We start from the raw sequence: 19,489 nt of genomic DNA, 5'->3' as shown, positions 1-19,489 counted from the left end.
AGGGAATGTAAATTTTGTGACATTCATATTGTTATATAGACACAATGGAAACAAGTTTATTACAAAACTCAATTTTCATTATCTCTAGATTTGCAGCACTACTTACTAATACCCCATGTTCAATAAGGCTCTATTTTTTCTTTTAGCCGCTGCTTGTACTTGTTGTATTTACACAACCGCCCATGGGCAACAACAGCTCTCCATGCGCGAAGCATTGCGGCTGGGTACAGAGAATTACCCCACCATAAAAGCAAAAGCGCAGCAACTAAACGCTTCTAAAGCATATTTAAAGGAAACAAAAACAGAGTACCTGCCGGATTTTAACTTATCTGCGCAACAGGATTACGGCACCATTAATGGTATGAATGGGCCATTATACGGTTACCGCGGTTTAAGTGTAGCATCGTCGGGCCCGGCGCTATCATCGCAAAACTGGAATGCCGCGTTCGGCGCATTGTATCTGAGCAATGTAAGCTGGGATTTCTTTGCCTTTGGCCGTGCCCGTGAAAAGGTGAACGTGCAAAAATCGACAGTTTACCGTGACCAGGAAGATTTGAACCAGGAATTATTTCAGCATCAGGTAAGGATCGCATCGGCGTATCTTAATTTGCTGGCTGCGCAACGCATTGTCAAGTCGCAAATGGATAACCTTAACCGCGCTACAGAATTAAGCAGGGTAGTAGTTGCAAGGGTGAAGAATGGCCTTAACGCCGGTGTAGATTCGTCGCTTGCCAATTCAGAGGTATCAAACGCCCGCATCGCGTTAACCAACGCGCAGCAAAATGAGCAGGATCAAAACAACATTTTAATACAATATTTAGGTGTACCGGTGCAACAGTTCGCCTTAGACAGCACTTTCATTACGGGCATACCAAAAGCTCCGGACGCACCGTCGAATGTGCCCCTGCAAAACCATCCCGTATTGCAGTACTTTCAAAGCAGGGTAGGTGTAAGCGACAGGCAAGCTATCTATTTAAGCAAAAACGCACTGCCAACTTTAAGCGCGTTCGGCGTGTTCCAAGGCAGGGGATCCGGCTTTACGCCGGGCGTAACTTCGGCGGCGCCAAGCGTATACACGTCTAATTATGGCGCGGGGGTGGATCCAACCCGATACAACTATCTGTTGGGCGTTGGCGTGGTGTGGAACTTTACCAGCTTGTTCCGCACGCATTACCAGGTACAATCGCAGCGCTTTACTTCGGCACAATTACAAAATGAATATGATCTGGTAAGCCAGCGTTTGCAAGACCAGCAGGTATTAGCCGAGACACGCATCGCCAACTCATTAAAGAATTACCGCGAAGCACCGATAGAAGTAAAGGCTGCCACAGATGCCTACAAACAAAAAGAGGCGCTTTACAGAAACGGTTTGTCGAGCATTGTAGACTTTACAACAGCGCTTTTCAATTTAAACCGTGCGCAAATAGACCGCGACATTGCTTACAACAATGTTTGGCAAGCAGTGCTGCTAAAATCGGCAGCAACAGGCGACTTCACCATTTTTACTAACAACTTATAAAAGCAGCAAATGGGATTAATAAAAGGAGCCCTGCAGAAACCTATCACAGTGTTAGTGATAGTGGCCGGGTTATTTTTCTTCGGGCTAGGCGCAGTCCGCACTATCAAAATCGATATTTTCCCCGACCTTAATTTACCAGTAATCTACATATCGCACCCGTTTGGTGGCTACACGCCCGATCAGATGGAATCATATTTTGGCAAGCAATATGTCAATTTGCTTTTGTATGTGTCAGGTGTCAAAAGTATCGAGACCAAAAATATTACCGGCTTAACTCTAATAAAATTAACTTTTTACGAAGGAACCAATATGGCCCAGGCGGCCGCGGAGGTGACGGCCTACACCAACAGGGCCCAGGCTATCTTCCCGCCGGGTACGCAGCCACCGTTTATTATACGTTTCGATGCTTCTACACTGCCTGTGGGCCAGTTGGTATTGAGCAGCGCAACACGGACAAATAACCAGTTGCTTGATTTGGCAAACGTGTACGTACGCTCTTCATTTACATCGGTTCCGGGCTTAATATCGCCCGCGCCATTCGGCGGCAGTACACGTACAGTAGTAATCAAGATCGACCCCGAATTGTTGCGTTCGCACAATCTTACGCCTGATCAGGTAGTGACATCGTTAAGGGAAAATAACCAAAATTCTCCTGCCGGTAACGTCAGGATCGGTGACTACAATTATTTAACGCCTGCAAATACATCGATAAAGAAGATTGATGATTTTAACAACATCCCGATCTATAAAAACGGTATACAAACAATCTTCTTAAGGGATATTGGCAAAGCAGAAGACGGTGCAGATATCACCAGCAGCTACGCTTTAGTCAACGGTAAGCGTTCGGTATACCTACCGATAACCAAATCGGCCGACGCTTCAACCTGGGAGGTGGTGAGCAACCTGAAAAAGGCCATCCCACGTTTTCAGAGCCTGCTACCGCCTGATGTAAAATTGTCTTATGTTTTTGACCAAAGCACTTACGTGATAAACGCGGTAAAAAGTTTGGCAGAAGAAGGTACGATCGGCGCAGTGCTTACGGGCCTCATGGTATTATTATTCCTGGGCGACAGGCGTGGCGCATTGATCGTGATCCTCACGATACCTACATCCATCATATCAGGTATTTTATTCCTGTCGCTTTTCCATCAAACTATCAACATCATGACGCTTAGCGGACTGTCGCTGGCTATTGGTATCCTGGTGGATGAGTCGACAGTAACTATAGAAAACATTCATCAGCATTTCGACATGGGCAAACCCAAGGCTTTGGCCATTTGGGACGCCTGTAAGGAAATAGCCTTCCCTAAATTGCTCATCCTGTTTTGTATCCTGGCAGTATTTGCGCCGGCCTTTACCATGAGCGGTATCCCGGGCGCATTATTCCTGCCTTTGGCGCTGGCCATCGGTTTTTCCATGATTACCTCTTACCTTTTGGCGCAAACCTTTGTGCCGGTAATGGCCAACTGGCTAATGGTTAACAAGCATGAAGACCATAGCCATAAAGGCGGCTACGCAATTGAGGATGAAGGTGGCCACGCTGAGCAAAAAGAACGTGCAATGAAGCATGCCGAAGCTGATGCGGGGAAGTCGCCATCGAAATTTGAAAGGTTCCGCGCAGGTTATTTAAAGGTGATAGACCGCATGATGCCGCAACGTAAACTCATAGGTATCGTATACATTTTTGGCGCCCTCGCCCTGGCGTTTCTAGTGTTTAGTTTTACCGGGCGAGATGTATTACCAAAAGTAAATTCCGGCACCTTTCAGGTGCGTTTGCGCGCACCGGATGGCACACGCTTAGAGCGTACAGAAGCAATGACCATCAACGCGCTGCACTTGCTTAACAAACTGGTTGGCCGTAACCATATTGAAATTACTTCATGCTTTGTAGGGCAGCACCCCGGGCAATTTTCTACAAGCCCCATTTATCTGTTTATGGCCGGCCCGCAGGAAGCGGTTATGCAGGTAAATTTTACAGAAGATTACCATCCGGATCTTGACGATTTTAAAGAGCGTTTCCGCGAGGCAATGGCTAAAGAAATGCCGAATGTGAAAATGTCTTTTGAACCCATCGAGCTTACAGATAAGATACTGAGCCAGGGATCGCCTACACCTGTAGAGGTGGCATTGATCGGGAAAAATAAAAAACAGAACGTCGCCTACGCTTACAAGGTTCTGAACAAATTGAAACAGATAAAGTATCTGCGCGATGTGCAGATAAATCAGGCAGTTAATTACCCAACCATCAACATCGATATAGACCGCGTGCGTGCGGCGCAATTGGGCTTAAGTGTGAATGATATTTCGCGATCGCTAATTGCGGCAACGTCATCATCAAGGTTTACAGAAAAAAACGTGTGGCTTGATGAAAAGGTAGGTCTTAGCTACAGCGTGCAAGTTCAGGTTCCGGAATCCCAAATGGCCGATCTGAACGCGATCAAGGAAATACCATTACTGTCTAACCAGCCCCGGCCGGTACTGAACGATGTAGCAACTATTACTCCGGGTAAAACCTTTGGCGAGAATGACGACATAGGTGCTTTGCCCATGCTTACGGTTACCGCTAACCTAAATCATAAAGACTTAGGCGCTGCATCTGATGACGTAGGCAAGGCTATTAAATCATTGGGCAAGTTACCCCGTGGATTAACAGTTGTGCCGCGCGGGTTAACACAAACATTGGATGATACGCTCGGAAGTTTACAAAATGGCTTGTTAGTTGCTGTTATCGTGATCTTTTTAATGCTTACCGCTAATTTTCAATCCTTCAAAGTCTCATTAGTGGTATTATCGACCGTGCCGGCGGTGTTGTTAGGTTCAATGCTGCTGGTCAAATTAACCGGGTCGACGTTGAACCTGCAATCCTACATGGGCATGATCATGTCTGTAGGTGTGTCTATATCAAACTCCGTTTTATTGATCTCAAATGCCGAAGAGCTGCGCAGGTTTAATGGCAATGCTTTACAGGCCGCACGCGAAGCAGTGGCTCTACGTGTACGCCCTATCCTGATGACCAGTTTAGCCATGATGGTGGGCATGGTGCCTATGGCATTGGGCTTAGGCGAGGGCGGCGACCAAACATCGCCATTGGGCCGCGCGGTTATTGGCGGTCTGTTTATGTCGACGTTTGCCGCGTTGCTGATCCTGCCGTTGATATTTGCCTGGGTGCAGGGTAATGCTACGACGCAGTCCGTATCGCTGGATCCCGAGGATAAAGAGAGTAAATTTTATGTGCCTTTAACCCACGCCGAAGCCGAACAAAGGCTAAACCTAAATCACTAATTTTATTACTACCGAAGACGATGAAAATATTTAAATCCCCTTTACTGATTGCGCTGCCGTTAATTATCGGATTAGCTGCAGGCTGCTCTGGCGACAAAAAAGAGAAAGAAGAGCAGGAAGAAGTGCAAAAGCAGGAAGCTGCGGTTGATACGCCTGCGGTTCAGGTTTTCGATCTTAAAAAGGGCATCCTTACCTCGAGCATACAAGTTCCGGGCGAGCTGGCTCCTTATCAACAAGTAGACCTTTATGCTAAGACCAACAGCTATGTTAAAAAGCTTTTGGTTGACGTAGGTTCGCAGGTTCATACAGGACAATTACTGGTAACGCTTGATGCGCCAGAGGTACAATCGCAGCTTGCAGAAGCTAAAGCCAAAATAGCCCAGCAGGAAGCTTTATACCTGTCAAGCAAATCGCAATATGACAGGTATATCAACACTGCAAAAACACCTGGTACTATTGCGCAGAATGATATTGACCAAGCTGCTGCCCGCAAGAACGCGGATTACGCAAATGTGCAGGCCGCTAAATCTTTCTATAAACAGATTGCAACAGGGTTAGGTTATCTGGAGATACGTGCGCCGTTTGATGGGGTGGTAACGGCACGTAATATAAACGTGGGAGCGTACGTAGGACCTTCCGGTAAGGGTTCAGACCAGCCGCTATTGGTAGTACAGCAACAAAGCAGGCTGAGGTTAATTGTTTCTATCCCTGAAAATTATACCGCAGGTTTGAATAACAAAGACGAGGTGGAGTTTACCGTGAAATCGTTGCCGAATCAAAAGTTTACCGCCAAGGTTAGCCGCCTGGCGGGGGCTTTGGATAGCAAGCTGCGCGCCGAACGTCTGGAAATGGATGTTTATAACAAATCTAAAAACTTGCTGCCTGGCATGTATGCCGAGGTAAACGTGCCGCTGCCATCGCATGATAGTAGCTTTGTGGTGCCAAAGACCGCCGTTGTTAACTCCACAGAGAAGGTATTCGTTATCAGCATAGAAGACAACCGCGCTAAATGGCTGAACGTGAAAAAAGGATTAGAGACCAGCGATAGTATTGAAGTTTTTGGACCTGGCCTAAAACCAAATATTAAGTTGGTGATGACCGCTAATGACGAGATCCGCGATGGCAGTCCTGTGATTAGTTCTGCTGCGAAAGCGGTTGCACCAAAGAAAACAGCTGAATAATTACTCCGCCTGACCGGCAAGCAGATACAATACAGCCATACGTATAGCAACACCGTTTTCTACCTGGTCAAGAATGATAGACTGCTTACTGTCGGCAACGTCGCTGGTAATTTCTACGCCGCGATTGATAGGGCCAGGGTGCATCACGGTGATCTCTTTATCTAACGAGTTAAGTATTTGTTTATTCAGGCCGTACAGCATAGTATACTCGCGCAGCGACGGAAAGTATTTAATATCCTGACGCTCCAACTGTATCCGCAGCATGTTGGCAACATCGCACCAGTTTAATGCTTTAAGCAGGTCATGCTCGACCTTCACGCCTAGCGAACCGATATGCTTAGGGATCAGCGTAGTTGGGCCGCAGACCATAACTTCTGCGCCAAGCATTTTAAGGCAAAGGATATTTGACAGCGCTACACGCGAGTGAAGAATATCACCAACAATCGCTACCTTCTTGCCTGCCACATCGCCATATTTTTCGCGAATAGAAAAGGCATCAAGCAATGCCTGAGTAGGATGCTCATGCGCGCCGTCGCCGGCGTTAACGATTTGGGCTTTAATATGTTTTGATAGGAATACACCTGCCCCGGCATAAGGATGGCGCATTACCACCAGGTCTACCTTCATGGCCAGGATGTTATTCACGGTGTCTATCAGCGTTTCGCCTTTGCTAACTGAGGATGACGATGCCGAAAAGTTAACCACGTCCGCCGATAAGCGTTTCTCGGCCAACTCAAAAGATAAACGCGTACGGGTAGAGTTCTCAAAAAAGATGTTAGCTATAGTTACATCACGTAATGACGGAACCTTTTTTATCGGGCGGTTCAAGACAGATTTAAAAGTATCCGCCGTTTCAAAGATCAACTGGATGTCCTCGACCTTAAGATCTTTTATGCCTAATAAATGACGTGTGCTAAGCCCCATATTTTATTTCGGATTTCGAATTTTCGATTTCGAATTTATTTAATCAGTCGTGTCATGCTGAGCTTGTCGAAGCATATTCTTCTGTTTACTCGATTCAGAAGATTCCTCGCAAGCTCGGAATGACAACTTGTTTTTGTTCGTTATTCGTTTATCAATATTATCCTATCCTCTTTATCGGCTTCTTTCCAGCTCACCACTACTTTTTGCGAGGCAATAGAGTCAACCTCAATGCCGGTATAGTCTGCAGCTACGGGTATGTGCCGCGAGTACCTACGGTCCACTAAAACTAATAACTCCACCTTCTCGGGCCGGCCAAAGGCCTGCAGCGCGTCCATAGCCGCTCGAATGGTGCGTCCCGTCCACAACACATCGTCCATCATGATCACCTTTTTGCCTTCGGTAATAAAATCGATTCTTGTTTGATTTGGCACCAACTGCTCACCTTTTCGGCGAAAATCGTCGCGGTAAAAGGTGATATCCAAGTCGCCTTGTAAGATTGTAGACGATGGGAGAATTTTGCGCAACTCTTCGGCAATACGCTTAGCCAGGAAAATGCCCCGAGGTTGGATACCGATAATTACCGAATTAGAAAAATCGTTGTGATTTTCAATTAACTGACGACATAAACGCTGTATAGTGATATCAAACTTCTGACCGTCGAGCAGCGTTAAATTTTGCATCGTTTGGGTGGATTTGGGCAAAGGTAAATAATTTGCCAAAATATTAAGTACGTCATCCCGAACTTGTTTCGGGATCTCACGTGATTAGCAAGAAGACTTGCCTATGGGGTGACTAACAATCCCGATAGCAATCGAGACGACATAACGTGGGTTTATAATCTCAGCAATTCTCGCCCCGTCGGACAGATATCCAGCAGCACACATTTGTCGCACTCAGGATGGTAGTAGTGGCAGATCTTTTGACCATGCCGCATTATCACCTGGTGATTGTCAAACACCTGCTGAGCAGTAAAATCGGGCGGCAATAAGTTTTCCAAAACTTCATGTGCTTTGGCTTCGCCAAGTTTGTTATCAATTATGCCCAGCCGCACTGCAACCCTGTAATGATGTGAGTCGATCGCCAGCGCTTTTCCTTTAATGTTGCTGTATGACATCACCGCGCCGCTTGTCTTCGGACCAACGCCGGGCAAAGCTTCCAGCCAGGCACGCGCATCGATGACATTCATCGCTGCAAGAAAATCTAAATTAAGTTCGCCACGCTTTTCAGTGATTAAACGCAGCACTGTTTGCAGCCGGTGTACTTTTTGATCGGGCCAGGTGCACATGGTTATTTGTTTACGTACCTCATCTTCCGGAGCGTCCCGCACATTTTCCCATGTATCAAAAGCAGCGACCAGATTCTTAAACCCCTGCGCAGAATCTTTATTCTTGGTCCGCTGCGAAAGTATGGTGTCCACCAGTTCGCTCAGCGGATCGTTCGCGTGGGCATGCGCGATCTCGTCTTTATAAATCTTGTAAAGCCTGTTATGGACTTCGAGCGTAAGTTGTTTCTTATCGGCAATAGGCGTGATCACGATACGGTAAAGGAATAAGATTGTATATAGTTTTAGCCCTTAATAAGCCCACCCTAACCCTCCCCGGAAGGGAGGGAAATTGTACCCTTTTAGATTCAGGTCTCGTAAAAATTCGAATTCAAACTATTGCGTTAGCGATTGTAGTGAAAAGCCCACAGCAAGCATAGCGAGCGAGGACTTGTAACGGAAAGCGCGACCCGAGCAAAGCGAGGGTAACGCCCGCAAAATTATTTTAAACCCTGCGTTTTTGGTATCAAATAAGACCGCCTTTAATAAACATACCCCTAACCCCTCTTAAGAGGGGAATTATAAGCTGCTTCGAAGGGCTCAGCATGACATGATTTGAAGTTTGAATAGTCCTGGTCAACAAAACATACCCCTAACCCCGCTCAAGAGGGGAATCATCATCCAATTTTGAAACCATTCTGCCTTAAGGCGAAGAAGTGTTTGGGTGGGCCACAAAAAAAGCCCCTTACGTTTCCGTAAGAGGCTTTTCAAAAGGGATTTATTTAAAAGCTTATTTAGCTTCTTCTTCTGTTTGTTCAGAAGTTTCTTCGGCTTTCTTTGGAGCTGCTGCTGCTTTTTTAGAAGCTGCTTTGCTTTCCGCGCCTTCCATTTGCTCTTTTAACTGAGCAAGAACGCTAAGATCACCTAAGGTTGATTTCTCTTGTGTATCTTTTACTTTCTTCACCGCGCTTGTCGTAGCTTTCGCTTCTTTTTTACGGTTTTCAAAGTCTTGCATACGGGCTTCAGCGCGCTGATCTTCCCATATACGAGCGTGAGATATCACAATGCGTTTTGTGTCTTTGTTAAACTCAATGATCTTGAAATCTGCAGTTTCATCTTGTTTTAATGAACCACCGGTTTCTTTAACCATGTGTTTAGTTGGGCAAAAACCTTCAACACCGTAAGGAAGGGCAACAATAGCACCTTTATCGGTAACCTTCAACACAGTACCTTCGTGGATAGAATCCATGGTGAATACGGTTTCGAAAGTGTCCCAAGGGTTTTCTTCCAGTTGTTTGTGGCCTAAGCTTAATTTGCGGTTCTCAACATCAAGTTCTAAAACAACCACATCCAGTTTCTCGCCTACTTTAGTAAACTCGTTAGGGTGGTTAACTTTTTTAGACCAGGAAAGATCAGAGATGTGGATCAAACCATCAATACCGTCTTCCAATTCAACAAACACACCAAAGTTGGTCATGTTTTTAACAGTAGCTACGTGTTGTGTACCAACAGCATAACGTTCTGAAGCTTGTTGCCATGGATCAGGGGTAAGTTGTTTAATGCCTAAAGACATTTTACGATCGTCGCGGTCAAGTGTTAACACTTGTGCTTCAACCTCGTCGCCCACTTTCAAGAACTCCTGAGGGTTGCGCAGGTTTTGTGACCATGACATTTCTGACACATGGATCAAACCTTCAACACCCGGGATTATTTCTAAGAAAGCGCCGTAATCTGCAACGGTAACAATTTTACCTTTAACCTTAGAACCAACAGCCAGCTCTTTGTCAAGGTTTTCCCAAGGGTGTGGGGTTAATTGTTTTAAACCAAGGGCAATACGTTTTTTCTCGTCATCAAAGTCCAGAACAACCACGTTGATCTTCTGATCAAGTGAAAGCACTTCGCGCGGATGCTCGATACGGCCCCATGAAATATCTGTAATGTGCAACAAGCCGTCAACACCACCAAGGTCAATAAATACACCAAAGTCGGTAATATTCTTAACCGTACCTTCAAGTACCTGACCTTTTTCAAGCTTGCTAACAATTTCGCTTTTTTGGTTTTCCAAATCGTCTTCGATAAGCACTTTGTGCGATACCACAACGTTTTTAAACTCGTGGTTAATCTTAACAACTTTGAATTCCATTGTCTTACCAACATAAATGTCATAGTCGCGGATAGGCTTAATATCTATCTGTGAACCCGGTAAGAAGGCTTCAACGCCCATTATATCTACAATAAGACCACCTTTGGTACGGCTCTTAACAAAACCGGTGATGATCTCATCATTATCCAATGCCTGGTTAATGCGTTCCCATGATTTTTGAGTTTTTGCACGTTTGCGTGAAAGTACCAACTGACCGTTAGCATCTTCCTGCGACTCTACAAAAACGTCAACCGTGTCGCCAATTTTAAGCTCGGGCATATCACGGAACTCTGATAATGATACCATACCATCAGACTTAAAGCCGATGTTCAATACCACATCTTTGCTATTGATGTTTACAACAGTACCGGTAATGATCTCGCCCTGGTTAATAGAGCTGAAAGTACCGTCATACATTTGCTCAAGTTTTTCGCGCTCGGCATTGCTGTAGTTGCCAAATTTTTTGTCGTCGGCATCCCAGTCAAAATCTGCTGTGTTTGCGGCGATGTTAGATTTGATCTCATCAATAGAAATTGAATCTGCTTCAGACTCAATAGTTTCTTTGTCCTCTGGTAAGGTAGCAATGTCTTGCTCAGCCTCTTTAGACTTTAATTCTTTTTCTGCTTCTTGTTTTTTTGCCATTAAATAAATTGTCTCCTTTTCCCAACTCAATTGGGACTGCAAAGGTACGGATAGTTTTTTATTACGTGAAAAGAAATTTTAATGTTATTTGCTGATTTTGAGGAAGAAGGATAATTCAGGCGCGTCATTGCGAGGAGTGCAGCGACGTGGCAATCTCATAAGGGTAAAGAATATTTTTTGCTATTCAGAAAAGTGAATATGGAAATTGGGATATTTTCAGTCGACCCCTCCTCAATCTTTTTCAAAGGAAAGGGGGCTTAAAAGCTCATCTTAAACATATCGAATCGCGGCTTTCGGGATTGTTTCGGCATCTTAAAGGGCATTAAAAATTGAGCTAGAGATCGGGTACAATGAAATATCTTTTATCATTATTAAATCTTTTCCAGGTAAGAATTAAGTTTTGCGATTAGTTTTTGGGCGTTGCCGCTGCGCGGCCCGCGCTATGCGCTCATACTGCACAGGCCTTAGCCACAGGCCGGTGTCCGCTGCTATCGCTAACGCGAATTGCTGATGATCATCAAGATTAAGATTTGAGAATGGTCAGGACCATAATTCCTCTCTCGAGAGGGCTAGGGGTGTGTCTCTCAATTTTCACACACTCCCGCCACCGCGCATTTCGCCGCCCCCCTCAAGAGGGGAGTAAGAGGCAACTTACTTAAATCAAATCTCCCTTTTGTTTGGAGAGGGGCGGGGTGAGGCGTATTCCAATATACTCATCATAAAGTCCATTGCTTCCGGCGAATGCATCATCTCTAATGAATCCATACTCATGCCTGCAGCGGCTGATGCGCGTTTACGCATTTGGTGTTCGTAAACTGCTATGGCGAAATGTACGGCAGATATCTCTTTATTAAACAGGCTTTCGCTTAACTCCGAGGCGTCTTGCATGGCCATGTTTACGCCTTCGCCGGCATAGGGCGGCATCAGGTGGGCGGCATCGCCCAGGATCGTTAAATTTGGCTGCGCTTCCCAGGTCTGGTCGAGCGGCAGGCAATACAACGGACGTGGCATGAATGCGCCGTTCGCGTTCTCGAACAGCTGTAGCCAGCTATCATTCCAATTGTGAAATTCTTTTTTAAACCAGGCAAGCACCTGCACTTTGTCTCCAAAGTTAATACCCGACAGGCTAACCCAATTTTCCTCAGCTTTAAAGCATGGATAAAACACCAGGCTGCCGTCGCCTTTGGCACTTACAATAAGTGACTGACTGTTGCCCAGTGCGAATACCTTACCGCCGCCTACCAGTTTGTGCATTTCGGGGCAGGTCTCGGCGGGTTGCGATACCGCGCCTTCAATTGCTGTGTACCCGCTATAGAATGGTTTAACTGGCGTAATATATTTGCGCAGTTTTGAGCCTGCACCATCCGCGGCAATAACCAGGTCAGCATAAACCTGCATGCCGTTCCCGAATAATAAATTCCAGCCGCTACCTTTTGGTTCCATAGCAACAAAACGGCTATTCCAAATTACAGTGCCGGTCAGCAGAGAGTTTAGCAGCAGGTCTTGTAACGGCCCGCGGTCTATCTCTGGCCTGCCATGCTGGGTTTCGGCGTCATTGTCATGTTCGTCCAAAAAAACTTTGCCGGTATGATCTGTGATGCGCAGCTTGTCGGCACCAGGGCGGTAAGCGGCCTCAAATTCGACCATTAATCCTGCCTTCTGCAAAGCCAGTAACCCCGAATCTTCATGTAAGTCGAGTGTAGCGCCTTTTGGGCGGGCGTCTTTATGCACGTCGCGCTCATATACGGTTACATGTGCACCTCGCATTTGCAGCAACCGTGCAAGAGTAAGTCCGCCCGGGCCGCCGCCCACAATAGCTATCTTTTTACTCAGGATATCGCTCATAATTCAATAACAGGTCATACCGGCCTGTATATGCAGACGATCATCGCCCAAAAACATTTTAAACTAAATGAAAAGAGATGCTATAATTTAGAACTGATGAGATCAAAGATCTCCATAAAGGCAGGTTCTAGTTTTGCCCGGTAATTAAGAATGATCTCGCTTAACATAACTTCCTGCTCCCGGGTAAAAGGATCGCGCCAAATGCGCATACAAATCCTTTTTAACGCGTATGCCACCTGCGAAGCATCTTCGTAAGTACGCAGGTATTCGCTGCGTTTAAAGCCATCAAAAAACGTTGTAAATTTCTGTGGCTCTTTCATGCCGCTAAAATTTAAAAAGTCGGTGATGATCTGATCATCGCAACCGCGTAAGTGATCATAGAAATCATCAACATTTACTTTGCCTGTTGTAATCAGCAAGTTATCCAGTATCAGCTCAATGCCAATATGTCCTAAAAAGAAGGGTTTCACAGGCGAACCTTGTAAGGCGGGCAACAACGCCAGTTTCAGTTGATGCGAGTGATGAGAAAAAAATTCTGACGAATGAAAGTGCCTGTCCACGTCCAGGTGTTTTTGCCATCCGCCGATCAGGCTCATAATGTGCTTGTCGGGGTGGGTTAGGTGCTCAGGGTGCAGTACAATTGTTTTATCCGCGTTCTTTAATAAATCGGGCATTACAGTGCCCAGAACGTGGTAGCAATTGTTTGTATGGCGGTCAAAGTAGAAGTGGGATAGAAAATTCATGGCCTTGATGCAAGATAGTGAGAAAGTCCGAAAAGTCGGAAAGGCCGGAAGTCAGCAAAGTCCGAGAGACTGAATGTCAATAAAGATAGAAAAGGCGGAACCCTGTAAGACATATAATTTATCCGCAGCCCCTCCCCACTTTCTGTGTTCCTGTCTTTCCGTCTTCCTACCTAAAAACTATCTTTGCTGCCTTATTTATTTGTACAATGGATTTTGTAAAAGAATTGCGCTGGCGGGGTATGCTGCATGATATGATGCCCGGAACTGATGACCTGTTAAACAATGGCGTAACTGCAGGATATATAGGTTTTGACCCGACAGCCGATTCTTTGCACGTTGGCAGCCTGGCCCAGATCATGACGCTGATCCATTTCCAGCGAGCGGGCCACAAGCCGGTAGCCCTGGTTGGCGGCGCTACAGGTATGGTGGGCGACCCTTCGGGCAAATCTGCCGAGCGTAACCTGCTGTCAGAGGATGTTCTTCAAAAAAACTTAGCGGGTATACAGGCACAACTTGAAAAATTCCTTGACTTTGACAGCGGCGAGAATAGCGCCATTGTGGTAAATAATTACGATTGGTTTAAAGATTTTTCTTTCCTCAATTTTATCCGCGATGTGGGTAAACATATCACGGTAAACTATATGATGGCCAAAGACTCTGTGAAGAACCGTTTAAGCGGCGATACCGGTATGTCTTTTACCGAGTTTACTTATCAACTGGTGCAGGGTTATGATTTTTATTACCTGTGGAAACACCATAACTGCAGCCTGCAAATGGGCGGCAGCGACCAGTGGGGTAACATTGTAACCGGTACAGAATTAATCCGCCGTAAAGACGCAGGAGAAGCGTACGCACTTACTACTAAATTGATCAAAAAGGCAGACGGCACTAAATTTGGCAAGTCTGAAGGCGGTAATATCTGGCTCGATCCGGAAAAGACCTCACCTTATAAATTTTACCAGTTTTGGTTGAACACCAGCGACGAAGACGCTAAATCTTACATCCGTATATTTACATTATTTGACGAGACAACGATCAATGGCTTAGAGACAGAGCATGATGCTGCGCCGCACATGCGTACGCTGCAAAAGGCTTTGGCTAAAGATATTACCATACGCGTGCATGGCGAAAATGCTTATGACAAATCGATAAAATCATCCGACTTTTTATTCGGTAACGTTGGAATAGAGTTTCTGAATGAGTTGAACGACGAAGAAATTTTGGGCCTGTTTGAAGGTGTGCCACATTTTGAAGTTGACCAGTCTGACCTTGCTGATGGAATTAACATCATCGAATTATTAGCCACTAAAACTGCAATCTTCTCTTCAAAAGGTGAAGCCCGTAAAATGGTACAGGCAGGTGGCGTAGCTATAAATAAAACAAAGGCCGCGTCTGCAGAGCAGATGATTACGTCTAATGATTTGATCAACAATCGTTACATAGTACCGCAAAAAGGGAAGAAGAATTATTTTTTGATAAGTGTGAAATAATTTTGAATACCGACATTTGTGCTTTATTTTTGGATAAATGTCAGTAAAGAAAAAACATATAGATGATAACCTGGTTAATGAACCCATGGCAGTTTATCATACGCAACCATCTTTAAATCCATTTGGGCAGCTTTTGAGCGGCAAGTTTTCTTCAGATCTTGATATAATTAAGTTAACACGCAGCGGCTTATCTAAGAAGGTATTAACGGGTCTGGCGCAAAAGATTGCCATTAGTTTGCAAGAGCTTTCTGATATTATGCACATCTCTGACCGTACCTTTCATAGGTTTGATGACAGCGCAATTATCAAAACAGAGTATTCAGAAAAAGCCGTTGAGCTGGCCCGTTTGTACACCCGCGGGGCAGAGGTTTTTGGTTCCATGGATAAATTCAAGCTTTGGATGAAATCTCCGGCGTATGTTTTCAATAATGAAACGCCTTTATCCTTGTTAGACACCTCTGCCGGCTTTAACCTGGTATTTACAGAGCTTGGCCGCATAGAGCACGGTATCTTCGCTTAAATGCTGCTTTATCGCATTGTACGCAAACCGTACGCCCAAGACCTAAGCGGCACAGGTTCGAGGTTATTTGGAGGGCGTTGGAATAGCATCGGCAAATCGCTTACATACCTGGCAGACTCGCAATCCCTTGCTGTATTAGAAGTTTTGGTGCATATAAGATTGCAAGCTGCACCTGCCGACCATGTGCTGGTTACCTTATATGTTCCCGAAGATATTATAGATATCAATACAGATAAATTGCCGTCGAGATGGAATGATGTGTACCCGCCGGCACTTTTGCGCAAATATGGCGACGACTTTGTTGATGACGGCAAAAGCTTGTTGCTGAAAGTCCCGTCGGCAGTTGTGCCGCAGCAGTTCAATTACCTGATGAACCCTGCGCATCCCAAAATGGCAGAGGTGAAGGTCATCAGCGCAGAGCCTTTTAGCTTTGACTCGCGATTGATGTAATACTACAAGTCGTTAAGCAGCTCTAATTTTTTAGCGTTATACTCTTCCTGAGAGATCAACCCATTGTCAAAAAGCATCCTTAACTTTTTTAATTTTTCTGTCAGCTCATCGGGCTTTGGCGTGGCTACCGGTTCAGGCTCCGGGATAACAGGCGCAGGAGTTGCTACAGGTTCAGGGATATGCACGGGTTCCGGGGCTGTCTGTGGCGCTTCGGGAATGTTAATGATATGACCGGTTTGCTTTTCTGCGCGTTTGCGCTCTTCTTCGCGGCATTGCTGCGAGAACTGGTATAGTTTACGGCCCTGCACCTTTGGCAGATAATCTACACCCATTTCGGCACCCTGGGTGGTTACAATGGTAAACACAGAACCGATGATCTCTTCTTTCATATTTACATCGGCAATGTCTTTCCAGGTAAAATCAACAAATTTTAAAGACAGGCCCAGGTTAGCCGGAGTGAAGAACAGCACACGGCGATTGGTCACCACCACAACATCGGGCAAAATATTTACCAAAGGTTTTTTTTGGGTAGCAATGTAAAGCGCCTCTTCGCCGGTTGGCAGCAGCTGCTCTAAACGCGAGTATACTTTTTCTACTGCGCCTTGTTCCTGCTGGTCTGCTAAAAATTTGTCTATCATGGGTTTTGTAGTTTTAAACCGGCGCAAAAATACAGATTAATTGACTACCGTCAAGCAATGAGCAAATTGCACCCGCGGATATCGGCATTGTCAAAGCGGCCGATGATCTCGAATGATCTATCAGCAAAAGTTTTACCAAGATCTTGCGTGGCTATGAAAGAGCAGGAATTAATATTTGCCAAGTCAATGATATTGACACCGCCTGTTTTATTAGGCGCATTTAAGATGGTTAGCGGATCGTTTGTGTCGCGGGTGATGATCTGCATCCACGGCGGGCAGTTGAAAATGCCGTCACCTTTTGAATAAGCTTGCGAAAGCAGTTCGGTCATACCATATTCCGAGTGGATGTGGTTTACACCAAATGCTTTTGTGAGTATGCCATGCAGCTCTTCGCGGATCATTTCTTTGCGGCGGCCTTTCATACCGCCGGTTTCCATTACTATTAATTCCGGGAAATCTATTTGGTATTTATCGGCAAAATCCAGCAGCGCGAAGGTTACGCCTAACAGTAAAGTTGGTTGGTTCTTTTGCTGCTGTTCGATCAGTTGCGCGTACAGGTCTTCGTGGTTATACAGGTAGAAACCGCTATCGGGATTTTGCGACTGGTTGATCATATCCTGCGCCATATAGATAAGCGACGATCCTTCGCGCTCTAAGTAGGCCGGCAGCAGGGCTAACACGCAGTAGTCTTTTATATCGCCGTAAAAATGGTTGAAAGTCTTTCTGAAACTTTGCTCATACCAGCTCACATCGGTAACGTAGTGGCTGCTGGTAATCATGCCCGTAGTGCCCGAACTGGTAAAGGTCACCTTTGCCGGGTTTTCATCACTCGTTACCTTATGGGCCTTGAAAAACTCGACCGGCAGGAACGGGATATGTTCGACTCTCGTAATTGCTGATGCATTTATACCCAAACCTTTTATAAACTGGCGGTAAATGGTACAATTCTGTGCCTGGTATTGGAAAACTTGCAGCGCAGATTCTTGAAATTGTTGCTGATCTTTTATAGAAAATACCTGTTGCTGCGATGGTTTTTGCACAGGGCAAAGATAGGGTTAGTTTTTTGACAAAGTTGAACCGCAGAGCGCGCAATCAGATCTTAAAATTGTAAATATGATCCGTCAGCTGACGGACGGGTGTAACATGTGACAGTTTCTCTACAAATACTGACTTATTTGTATCTGACAGCATTTTGTCAGCGTGTTAACAGCTTGAATATTAACCGGGCATGATCAAGTCAGTGTTTCAGGTTTGCCGGTTTTTATCTAAAAGTGTCACACATTGTCACAGGGTGTGACAGCCGCAAATTCATGTCACTGCCAATATTTTAAGGCGATCGTGTAATTAAACATTGCATAAAAACTATTTGAAAATTAATTGTTTTAGTAACGATACCCCGCCTATCCATCATGAAAAAGTTCTCGTTATTACTATGCACTGCCATAGTGCTCTTAGCAGGGTGCAAAAAGTCGGTCAACAATGAAACCGTACCCGCAAATCCATCTGATGCGCAAATAAATGCGAGAGTTTTAACAGAACAACTGGTATTTCCGTGGGAGATACTCTGGGGACCAGATAGCAAATTATGGATAACCGAACGCGGCGGAAAGATCAGTAAGGTAGACCCTTCAACAGGGCAAATAAGCCCGCTGCTGACCATCAGTGAAGTGGTTTCTCAGGGCGAAGGAGGTTTATTGGGCATGGTGCTGCACCCCGACTTTGCATCGACACCGCAAGTTTTTGTAGCTTACGATTATCTAAACAATGGCGTTTATACCGAAAAGATCGTCAGGTTTACATATACTGGATCGGCTTTAACAAGCCCCATAGTATTGCTCGACGGTATCTCTGCCGCTAATAACCACAACGGTTGCAGGCTGGCCATTTCGCCCGACAAGAAGTTGTATATCACTACCGGTGATGCTACCAATTCATCGCGCTCCCAGGATAAGACCAATCTTTCGGGTAAGATATTAAGGATCAATCTTGATGGTTCTATCCCCTCAGACAACCCAACGCCCGGCAGCCCCGTGTGGACATTTGGCCATCGCAATCCGCAAGGGTTGGTATTTGTAGGCAACACGCTTTACAGTTCTGAACATGGCAACACTACGGACGACGAGATCAACGTCATACAAAAAGGCCGTAACTATGGCTGGCCAAATGTAGAGGGGGCTTGCAACACCACAGCAGAATTAGGCTTTTGCCCGATAAACAACGTTGCAGAGCCTATCTACTCATGGACGCCGACGATCGCGCCATCGGGCATTGACTATTATGGCAGCGACGCCATCCCTCAATGGAAAAACTCTTTGCTGCTTGCCGTTTTAAAGGATACAGAATTGCTGCAACTAAAATTGAGCGGCGCAGGAGATAAGATAGAATCTGTTAATACTTATTACAAAACCACCTATGGCCGCATGCGCGACGTGGCTGTATCGCCGGATGGAAAGGTTTACGTGATCACCAGCAACGGCAGCGCAGACAAGATCATCGAGTTGAGTAAGAAGTAGGCTCACTTAAAGATCACCCGGCGCACTAAAAAGCCTGATAACGACGCCATACCGCCGACCAGTCCGCCTATTAAAGCGGTAATAAGCAGTAACTCTATCCAGTTGGGCAAGTGCATCATTTTGGTTACCCTGTCGGCAAGTATATGATCATTTGGGATGGTCTTTAATAAGGCAAGGATGATCCACGATATGGCTATGCCGCCAAAGCCCGACCAGAACGCCTGCGCCGGTTTTTTGCCTGCGTAAAACGCAGCGACAAAAGCAATGATGGCGCCCGCCCACCAGGTAAAAATGTATCCGCCTGCAAATGTTAGTATGAGTATGATGAGGAATAGCAT

16 protein-coding genes are annotated in these 19,489 nt (G+C 45.6%); 7 read left to right on the top strand and 9 right to left on the bottom strand.

The features are described 5' to 3' along the window. The first annotated feature begins 202 nt into the window (after positions 1-202). From GO620_RS10685 to GO620_RS10675, 3 genes are read left to right on the top strand one after another with little or no spacing between them, the layout of a single operon-like run. Complete coding sequence (locus tag GO620_RS10685; protein WP_244139399.1) at positions 203-1,519, top strand: TolC family protein; 1,317 nt, start codon at positions 203-205, stop codon at positions 1,517-1,519. A gap of 9 nt (positions 1,520-1,528) precedes the next feature. Continuing rightward, on the top strand, positions 1,529-4,801 hold the full coding sequence (locus tag GO620_RS10680) for an efflux RND transporter permease subunit (RefSeq protein WP_157525329.1): 3,273 nt from the start codon (positions 1,529-1,531) through the stop codon (positions 4,799-4,801). A 20-nt stretch (positions 4,802-4,821) separates the two neighbouring features. Next, a complete protein-coding gene (locus tag GO620_RS10675) occupies positions 4,822-5,982 on the top strand; it encodes an efflux RND transporter periplasmic adaptor subunit (protein ID WP_157525327.1) in 1,161 nt (386 codons plus the stop codon). Here the strand turns inward: GO620_RS10675 and GO620_RS10670 are convergent, their stop codons facing one another. From GO620_RS10670 to GO620_RS10645, 6 genes are all read right to left on the bottom strand, one after another. Then, complete coding sequence (locus GO620_RS10670; protein ID WP_157525325.1) at positions 5,983-6,906, bottom strand: aspartate carbamoyltransferase catalytic subunit; 924 nt, start codon at positions 6,904-6,906, stop codon at positions 5,983-5,985. Positions 6,907-7,046: 140 nt separating this feature from the next. Next, positions 7,047-7,586, bottom strand: coding sequence for a bifunctional pyr operon transcriptional regulator/uracil phosphoribosyltransferase PyrR (gene pyrR, locus GO620_RS10665; protein ID WP_157525323.1), 540 nt, complete (start codon positions 7,584-7,586; stop codon positions 7,047-7,049). A 152-nt stretch (positions 7,587-7,738) separates the two neighbouring features. After that, positions 7,739-8,440 carry an endonuclease III domain-containing protein gene (locus GO620_RS10660; RefSeq protein WP_198173565.1) on the bottom strand — a complete coding sequence of 234 codons (702 nt, stop codon included), beginning with the start codon at positions 8,438-8,440 and terminating at the stop codon, positions 7,739-7,741. A 517-nt stretch (positions 8,441-8,957) separates the two neighbouring features. After that, positions 8,958-10,952, bottom strand: a complete 1,995-nt coding sequence (rpsA, locus tag GO620_RS10655) for a 30S ribosomal protein S1 (RefSeq protein WP_157525321.1) — start codon at positions 10,950-10,952, stop codon at positions 8,958-8,960. 660 nt (positions 10,953-11,612) lie between these two features. Beyond that, entirely contained in the window at positions 11,613-12,797 is a 1,185-nt protein-coding gene (locus tag GO620_RS10650) for an FAD-dependent oxidoreductase (protein ID WP_157525319.1), read from the bottom strand. Between the two features lie 80 nt (positions 12,798-12,877). Beyond that, positions 12,878-13,540 (bottom strand): hypothetical protein, encoded by a 663-nt coding sequence (locus GO620_RS10645; RefSeq protein ID WP_157525317.1) that lies wholly within the window; start codon positions 13,538-13,540, stop codon positions 12,878-12,880. Between the two features lie 206 nt (positions 13,541-13,746). Here GO620_RS10645 and tyrS point away from each other — a divergent pair, with 206 nt between their 5' ends. Genes tyrS through GO620_RS10630 form a run of 3 tightly spaced genes read left to right on the top strand, consistent with a single transcriptional unit; the run spans position 13,747 to position 16,000 of the window. Then, the gene (tyrS, locus tag GO620_RS10640) at positions 13,747-15,030 is read left to right on the top strand and encodes a tyrosine--tRNA ligase (protein WP_157525315.1); all 1,284 of its coding nucleotides are present in this window, start codon (positions 13,747-13,749) and stop codon (positions 15,028-15,030) included. A 37-nt stretch (positions 15,031-15,067) separates the two neighbouring features. Continuing rightward, the gene (parS, locus tag GO620_RS10635; RefSeq protein ID WP_157525313.1) at positions 15,068-15,550 is read left to right on the top strand and encodes a type II RES/Xre toxin-antitoxin system antitoxin; all 483 of its coding nucleotides are present in this window, start codon (positions 15,068-15,070) and stop codon (positions 15,548-15,550) included. Beyond that, complete coding sequence (locus GO620_RS10630) at positions 15,551-16,000, top strand: RES family NAD+ phosphorylase (RefSeq protein WP_157525311.1); 450 nt, start codon at positions 15,551-15,553, stop codon at positions 15,998-16,000. A 2-nt stretch (positions 16,001-16,002) separates the two neighbouring features. On the opposite strand, the gene GO620_RS10625 is transcribed toward GO620_RS10630, so the two are convergent. Together GO620_RS10625 and GO620_RS10620 are read right to left on the bottom strand one after the other, a co-directional pair. Further along, on the bottom strand, positions 16,003-16,638 hold the full coding sequence (locus GO620_RS10625; protein ID WP_157525309.1) for a PH domain-containing protein: 636 nt from the start codon (positions 16,636-16,638) through the stop codon (positions 16,003-16,005). A gap of 50 nt (positions 16,639-16,688) precedes the next feature. Next, positions 16,689-17,678 carry a LuxE/PaaK family acyltransferase gene (locus tag GO620_RS10620; RefSeq protein ID WP_200229877.1) on the bottom strand — a complete coding sequence of 330 codons (990 nt, stop codon included), beginning with the start codon at positions 17,676-17,678 and terminating at the stop codon, positions 16,689-16,691. Positions 17,679-18,047: 369 nt separating this feature from the next. Between GO620_RS10620 and GO620_RS10615 the strand changes: the two genes are divergently transcribed. After that, a complete protein-coding gene (locus GO620_RS10615) occupies positions 18,048-19,151 on the top strand; it encodes a PQQ-dependent sugar dehydrogenase (RefSeq protein ID WP_157525307.1) in 1,104 nt (367 codons plus the stop codon). A gap of 2 nt (positions 19,152-19,153) precedes the next feature. Here the strand turns inward: GO620_RS10615 and GO620_RS10610 are convergent, their stop codons facing one another. Further along, entirely contained in the window at positions 19,154-19,489 is a 336-nt protein-coding gene (locus GO620_RS10610; RefSeq protein WP_157525305.1) for a hypothetical protein, read from the bottom strand.

Origin of the sequence: Mucilaginibacter ginkgonis (genome assembly GCF_009754905.2) — a bacterium.
Taxonomy (GTDB): domain Bacteria; phylum Bacteroidota; class Bacteroidia; order Sphingobacteriales; family Sphingobacteriaceae; genus Mucilaginibacter; species Mucilaginibacter ginkgonis.
The sequence above is the reverse complement of the archived record's forward strand: the minus strand, read 5'-3'. Positions and strand labels throughout refer to the sequence as shown.

Excerpts from the sequence above, each read along its gene's own strand:
- GO620_RS10685 (WP_244139399.1), top strand. The coding sequence starts at position 203 with ATGCGCGAAGCATTGCGGCTGGGTACAGAGAATTACCCCACCATAAAA.
- GO620_RS10680 (WP_157525329.1), top strand. The coding sequence starts at position 1,529 with ATGGGATTAATAAAAGGAGCCCTGCAGAAACCTATCACAGTGTTAGTG.
- GO620_RS10675 (WP_157525327.1), top strand. The coding sequence starts at position 4,822 with ATGAAAATATTTAAATCCCCTTTACTGATTGCGCTGCCGTTAATTATC.
- GO620_RS10670 (WP_157525325.1), bottom strand. The coding sequence starts at position 6,906 with ATGGGGCTTAGCACACGTCATTTATTAGGCATAAAAGATCTTAAGGTC.
- pyrR (WP_157525323.1), bottom strand. The coding sequence starts at position 7,586 with ATGCAAAATTTAACGCTGCTCGACGGTCAGAAGTTTGATATCACTATA.
- rpsA (WP_157525321.1), bottom strand. The coding sequence starts at position 10,952 with ATGGCAAAAAAACAAGAAGCAGAAAAAGAATTAAAGTCTAAAGAGGCT.
- GO620_RS10650 (WP_157525319.1), bottom strand. The coding sequence starts at position 12,797 with ATGAGCGATATCCTGAGTAAAAAGATAGCTATTGTGGGCGGCGGCCCG.
- GO620_RS10645 (WP_157525317.1), bottom strand. The coding sequence starts at position 13,540 with ATGAATTTTCTATCCCACTTCTACTTTGACCGCCATACAAACAATTGC.
- tyrS (WP_157525315.1), top strand. The coding sequence starts at position 13,747 with ATGGATTTTGTAAAAGAATTGCGCTGGCGGGGTATGCTGCATGATATG.
- parS (WP_157525313.1), top strand. The coding sequence starts at position 15,068 with ATGTCAGTAAAGAAAAAACATATAGATGATAACCTGGTTAATGAACCC.
- GO620_RS10630 (WP_157525311.1), top strand. The coding sequence starts at position 15,551 with ATGCTGCTTTATCGCATTGTACGCAAACCGTACGCCCAAGACCTAAGC.
- GO620_RS10625 (WP_157525309.1), bottom strand. The coding sequence starts at position 16,638 with ATGATAGACAAATTTTTAGCAGACCAGCAGGAACAAGGCGCAGTAGAA.
- GO620_RS10615 (WP_157525307.1), top strand. The coding sequence starts at position 18,048 with ATGAAAAAGTTCTCGTTATTACTATGCACTGCCATAGTGCTCTTAGCA.
- GO620_RS10610 (WP_157525305.1), bottom strand. The coding sequence starts at position 19,489 with ATGCTATTCCTCATCATACTCATACTAACATTTGCAGGCGGATACATT.